Origin of the sequence: Streptomyces sp. YS-3 (assembly GCF_045257485.1) — a bacterium.
Lineage (GTDB): Bacteria > Actinomycetota > Actinomycetes > Streptomycetales > Streptomycetaceae > Streptomyces.
Genome location: NZ_JBJHPC010000533.1, coordinates 1 through 4,927, shown reverse-complemented (window position 1 = coordinate 4,927; position 4,927 = coordinate 1). Strand labels below are relative to the sequence as shown.

5 protein-coding genes are annotated in these 4,927 nt (G+C 75.2%); 2 read left to right on the top strand and 3 right to left on the bottom strand.

What is annotated here, in order from left to right:
• Positions 1 to 64: 64 nt before the first annotated feature.
• From ACJA3G_RS29995 to ACJA3G_RS29985, 3 genes are all read right to left on the bottom strand, one after another.
• Positions 65 to 643, bottom strand: a complete 579-nt coding sequence (locus ACJA3G_RS29995; RefSeq protein WP_406556182.1) for a serine hydrolase domain-containing protein — start codon at positions 641 to 643, stop codon at positions 65 to 67.
• A gap of 151 nt (positions 644 to 794) precedes the next feature.
• Positions 795 to 2,369: a glycerol-3-phosphate dehydrogenase/oxidase gene (locus tag ACJA3G_RS29990; RefSeq protein ID WP_406556181.1), complete on the bottom strand. Its 1,575-nt coding sequence runs from the start codon at positions 2,367 to 2,369 to the stop codon at positions 795 to 797.
• Entirely contained in the window at positions 2,366 to 2,965 is a 600-nt protein-coding gene (locus tag ACJA3G_RS29985) for a TetR/AcrR family transcriptional regulator (protein WP_406556180.1), read from the bottom strand. The genes ACJA3G_RS29990 and ACJA3G_RS29985 overlap by 4 nt, the downstream gene beginning before the upstream one ends.
• Positions 2,966 to 3,063: 98 nt before the next feature.
• On the opposite strand from ACJA3G_RS29985, the gene ACJA3G_RS29980 reads away from it, so the two are divergent.
• Complete coding sequence (locus ACJA3G_RS29980) at positions 3,064 to 4,689, top strand: FAD-binding oxidoreductase (protein WP_406556179.1); 1,626 nt, start codon at positions 3,064 to 3,066, stop codon at positions 4,687 to 4,689.
• Between the two features lie 62 nt (positions 4,690 to 4,751).
• Positions 4,752 to 4,927, top strand: a 176-nt coding sequence (locus ACJA3G_RS29975) for a diacylglycerol kinase family protein (RefSeq protein WP_406556183.1), incomplete at its 3' end; no start/stop codon positions are given.

Sequence of the window (4,927 nt, the reverse complement as noted above, 5' to 3'; positions counted from 1 at the left end):
CAACTGCTCCAGCACACCAGCGGACTCCCCGACTTCACCGCCTCCCCCGAATTCCGCGAGATCCTCACCGAGGACCCCCACCACGTCTTCGACTCGCGTCGGCGGCGAACTCCAGCAGCCGACGCGAGTCGAAGACGTGGTGGGGGTCCTCGGTGAGGATCTCGCGGAATTCGGGGGAGGCGGTGAAGTCGGGGAGTCCGCTGGTGTGCTGGAGCAGTTGGCGCAGGGTGACTTTGTGCCAGGCGGCGGGCAGGTGCGGGAGGCGGCTGCCGAGGGTGGTTCCCAGGCTCAGCCGGCCCTGGTCGACGAGGCGCAGGGCCACGGCCCCGCTGTACGCCTTGGCGATACTGGCGATCCGCATGTGGTCGGTGGGGCGGGGCGGCCGGCCGGTCCGGATGTCGGCGACCCCGGCCCGGTAGACCTCGGCGCGGTTGTCACGGGTGAGGACCGCGATGGCCCCGGGCGGGCCGCCGACCGCGCCCACGAGCCGGTCGAGGTCCCGTTGGAGCGTACGGTCGTGCGGCGCGGGGGGTGTCTGGGCGGCTTGCGCGGGCTGGACGAGTGCGCCGGCCGACGCGGCGGCGAGGAGAGCGGCGACGGCCAGCGGCAGCCGGGCACGGCGTCCGGGCAGGTGTGCGAGCACGTGGGTACCTCCTGAAGGCATGGCGGCGGCCGGGTCCGGCTCGCCCGTCTCCCCTGACCCAGCATCAGACGCCGGACCGCCGGTCGCCTTCGCGCTGCTCCATCCGGCCCCCAGGACCGCCCGTGCGAGGAGCGGGGGCCTGGTGGGGGCTTCAGGCGGGCTCGTGCGCCGCCGCGTCCAGCGTCTCCCGTGCCGCGTCGAGGGCGGCGGCGCGGTCGGCGGCGACCAGGCCGACACGGGTGCGCCGGTCCAGGAGGTCGGACTCGTCGAGCGCGCCCTCGTGCCGGACGGCCCACCACAGTTCGGCCCGGGTCGTCTCGACCCCGTCCGCCACCGGCTCCCGCATCCGGGGGTCGGCCTCGCCGAGCGCGTGCAGGGCGGCGGCCTCGGTGCCGTACCGGGTCAGCAGTCTGCGCGGTACCGGCAGGGCGGCGAGCTCCGCCGGAGCCCCGGCGCCCACCAGGGGCAGCCGGGCGGTTCGGCAGGGCGCGGCCTCCATGCCCCGGGCCGCCAGCGCGGCGTCGAGGGCGTCCTGGGCCATACGCCGGTAGGTGGTCAGCTTGCCACCAACGATGGTCACGACGCCCTCGCTCGACGTCAGTACCGCGTGCCGCCGGGAGATGTCGGAGGTGCGGCTGCCCTCGTCGCCCGGTGCGTCGTCCAGGAGGGGGCGCAGCCCGGCGAAGGCGCCCACCACGTCGTCGCGGTGGACCGGGGTGTCCAGGGCCGTGTTGAGGATGTCGAGCAGGAAGCCGATGTCGGACTCGGGCGGTGTGGGCTCGTCCTGGACCGGTCCGTCGACGGGCTCGTCGGTGAGCCCCACGTACACCCGGCCGTCGCCCTGCGGCAGGACCAGCACGAAACGGCTGCTCTCGCCGGGGACGGGGATGTGCAGTCCGGCGGTCAGACCGGGCAGGGTGGTGCCGCGCAGCACCAGATGGGTGCCGCGCGAGGGGCGCAGCTTGACGCCGTCGACCAGCTGGTCCGCCCAGACGCCGGTGGCGTTGACGACCGCCCGGGCCCGGATGGTGAGCTCCTGGCCGGTCAGTTCGTCGCGTACGAGGGCGCCGGAGCCGGTGATGGACAGGGCGCGGGTGCGGGTGAGGACGCGGGCGCCGTGGCCTGCGGCGGTGCGGGCGATGGCGGTCACCAGGCGGGCGTCGTCGGCCAGTTGGCCGTCCCAGGAGAGCAGTCCGCCGTACAGGCCGTGCGGGCGCAGTCCGGGCGCGGAGCGCAGGGTCTCGACGGCCGACAGGCGGCGCGGGCCGGGCAGGGTGCGCCGTGCGGTGCCCGCCGAGACGCGCAGCAGGTCGCCGGCGCGCAGCCCGGCCTGGGCGAGCGCGGCGTTGCGCCGCGAGGTCAGCGAGGTGAGCGGCAGCACGAACGGCTGCGCGCGCACCAGATGGGGGGCGGTGCGCTCCATCAGCACCCCACGCTCCACCGCGCTCTCGTGGGCGACGCCGAGCTGCCCGGAGGCGAGGTAGCGCAGTCCGCCGTGGATGAGTTTGGAGCTCCAGCGGGAGGTGCCGAACGCCAGGTCGTACGCGTCGATCGCGGCGACCGACAGACCGCGCGAGGCGGCGTCGAGGGCGGCTCCCGCGCCGGTCGCGCCGAGGCCGACGACCAGCACGTCCACGGTCGTCCCGGCGGCGAGCCGGTCCAGGTCGCGGGAGCGGCGGGCGGCGGTGAGGGAGAAGGATTCCGAGCGGGGTTCGGTACGGCTCATGGGGCGAGGGTCCTCTCGAGGATGTGCCGGAGCTCGTCGTAGAACGCTTCGTCGGCGAGGCCGGGGTCCGCCGCGTCGGTCATGGTCTGGAGCGAGAGCGCGAAGGACTGGATCACCAGGAAGAGGGACCGGGCCTGGCGCGGCGGGTGGTCCGCGCGGACGGATCCGTCGGCGTGCCCCTGTTCGAGCGCCTCCTGGACGAAGGCGAGCAGCGCGTCCTGGCTGGCGCCGCGCCGGTCGAAGAGGTACGGCAGCAGCAGTTCCGGGTCGACGTCGAGGATCTTGCGGAGCAGGGGGTGGGCCCGGAAGGCGCGCAGCCCCGTCACGAGTCCCTCGACCAGTTGCTCGCGCACGGGGCGGCTGGTGTCGGTGCGCGGGGTGTCCCCGACGGTGACGGACACCCACTCCCGTGTCATGACGTCGCCCACCAGGGTGCGCACATCGGGCCAGCGCCGGTAGAGGGTCATCCGGGACACCCCGGCCCGGCGGGCGACGTCGGTGAGGGTCGTCCGGCGGACGCCGACGGCGAGAACGCAGTCCCGGGCGGCGTCGAGCACCGCCTCGTCGTCCCGACGGTTGTGACGAATGGGCTTCATCTGTCACAGTGTAACGACGGAACGGGCGACGGCAAGCCGCCCCCCACGCCGTGGGACCGGAACGACTGCGCGACGAAGCGGGTGATCAGGTGGGTTCGGTGGACATGCTGTGGAGCGGCTGGGGCGATCCGGCCAAGGCGGCACCACTGCCCGGCGAGGTGACGGGGCTGCTGCGGGACCTGCTGGGCGTGCGCCCGGCGGACGCCCCGGCGAAGGAGCTGGCGGCCGTCGCGCCCGCCCCCTCCCGGCTGACCGACGCGGCCCGCGCCGCCCTGGAGGCGGCGGTCGGCGAGGCGCACGTCCGCGGTGACGACGAGACCCGGGTGCGCCACACCCGGGGCAAGTCCACCCCCGACCTGCTGCGCATCCGCTCCGGCGAGGTCACCGACGCGCCGGACGCCGTGGTGCTGCCCGCCGGTCACGACGAGGTCCTGGCCGTCCTCGCGGCCTGCACCGAGCACCGCGTGGCCGTCGTCCCCTTCGGCGGCGGCACCTCCGTCGTCGGCGGACTGGCTCCCCAGGCTCCCGACGGCACCGACGGCACGGCTGAAAAGCCTGCCTTCGTCGCGCTCGACCTGCGCCGGATGAACCGCCTGCTCGCCCTCGACGAGGTCTCGCGCACCGCCACCCTGCAACCCGGTCTGCGCGGCCCCGAGGTGGAGGCGCTGCTCGGCGAACGGGGCTACACGCTGGGCCACTTCCCCCAGTCCTTCGAGTGGGCGACGGTCGGCGGGTTCGCCGCCGCCCGCTCCAGCGGCCAGGCCTCGGCGGGTTTCGGACGCTTCGACGACATGGTGACGGCCCTTCAGGTCGCCACCCCGCGCGGCACCCTGGACCTCGGCCGGGCCCCGCGCTCGGCCGCCGGACCGGATCTGCGCCAGCTCGTCCTGGGCTCCGAGGGGGCGTTCGGCGTCATCACCTCGGTGACGGTACGCATCCACCCCACGGCCGCGACCAAGGTCTACGAGGGCTGGCGCTTCGCGTCCTTCGCCGAGGGGCAGGCCGCCCTGCGCACCCTCGCCCAGGACGGGCCGCTGCCCACCGTGCTGCGGCTCTCCGACGAGACCGAGACCATGATCGGGCTGGCCAAGCCGGACGCCATCGGTAGCGGCCTCTCCTCCGACGCGGGCTGCCTGGCCGTCGTCGGATACGAGGGGACCGCCGAGGAGGTCGCCCACCGCAGGGCGCGCGCGCACACGGCCCTGAGCGCGGCGGGGGGCGAAGCGCTCGGCGAGGACCCCGGCACCGGCTGGGCCCACGGCCGCTACAACGCGCCCTATCTGCGCGACGCGCTCCTGGACGCGGGCGCCTTCGCCGAGACGCTGGAGACGGCCGCGTTCTGGTCCGACATCCCGGCCCTGTACGAGGCCGTGCGCACCGCCCTCACCCACACCCTCACCGAGGCGGGCACCCCGCCGCTGGTGATGTGCCACGTCTCGCACGTCTACCCGGCGGGCGCCTCGCTGTACTTCACGGTGGTCAGCGCCCAGGGCGCCGACGCGGTGGCGCACTGGGCCCCGGCCAAGCGGGCGGCTAACGACGCCATCCTCGGCGCGGGCGGCACCATCAGCCACCACCACGGCGTCGGCACCGACCACCGCGACTGGTACGCGCGAGAGATCGGCCCGCTCGGCGTCGAGGTGCTGCACGCGGTCAAGGACCGGCTGGACCCGGCCGGCATCCTCAACCCCGGCATCCTGCTGCCGCCGCTGCCCGCGCACTGAGGCGCGCAGCACCCCACTCCCCCGCCCGCAAGCACACCGTCGTCGCCCATCGGAGCGTAGCCATGCGACAGTTCACGGCCGTCGTCAACCCCACCGCGGGCGGGTCACAGGGCGCCGCCGCCCTGATCCCGCTGGCCCGGCTGCTGCGTGAGGGAGGCGCGGAGCTGGAGGTCGAGTACAGCCGCGGCCTCGATCACGCGCGCACGCTCGCCCGCCGGGCGGCGGAGCGGGGCCGGGT

Excerpts from the sequence above, each read along its gene's own strand:
- ACJA3G_RS29990 (WP_406556181.1), bottom strand. The coding sequence starts at position 2,369 with ATGAGCCGTACCGAACCCCGCTCGGAATCCTTCTCCCTCACCGCCGCC.
- ACJA3G_RS29985 (WP_406556180.1), bottom strand. The coding sequence starts at position 2,965 with ATGAAGCCCATTCGTCACAACCGTCGGGACGACGAGGCGGTGCTCGAC.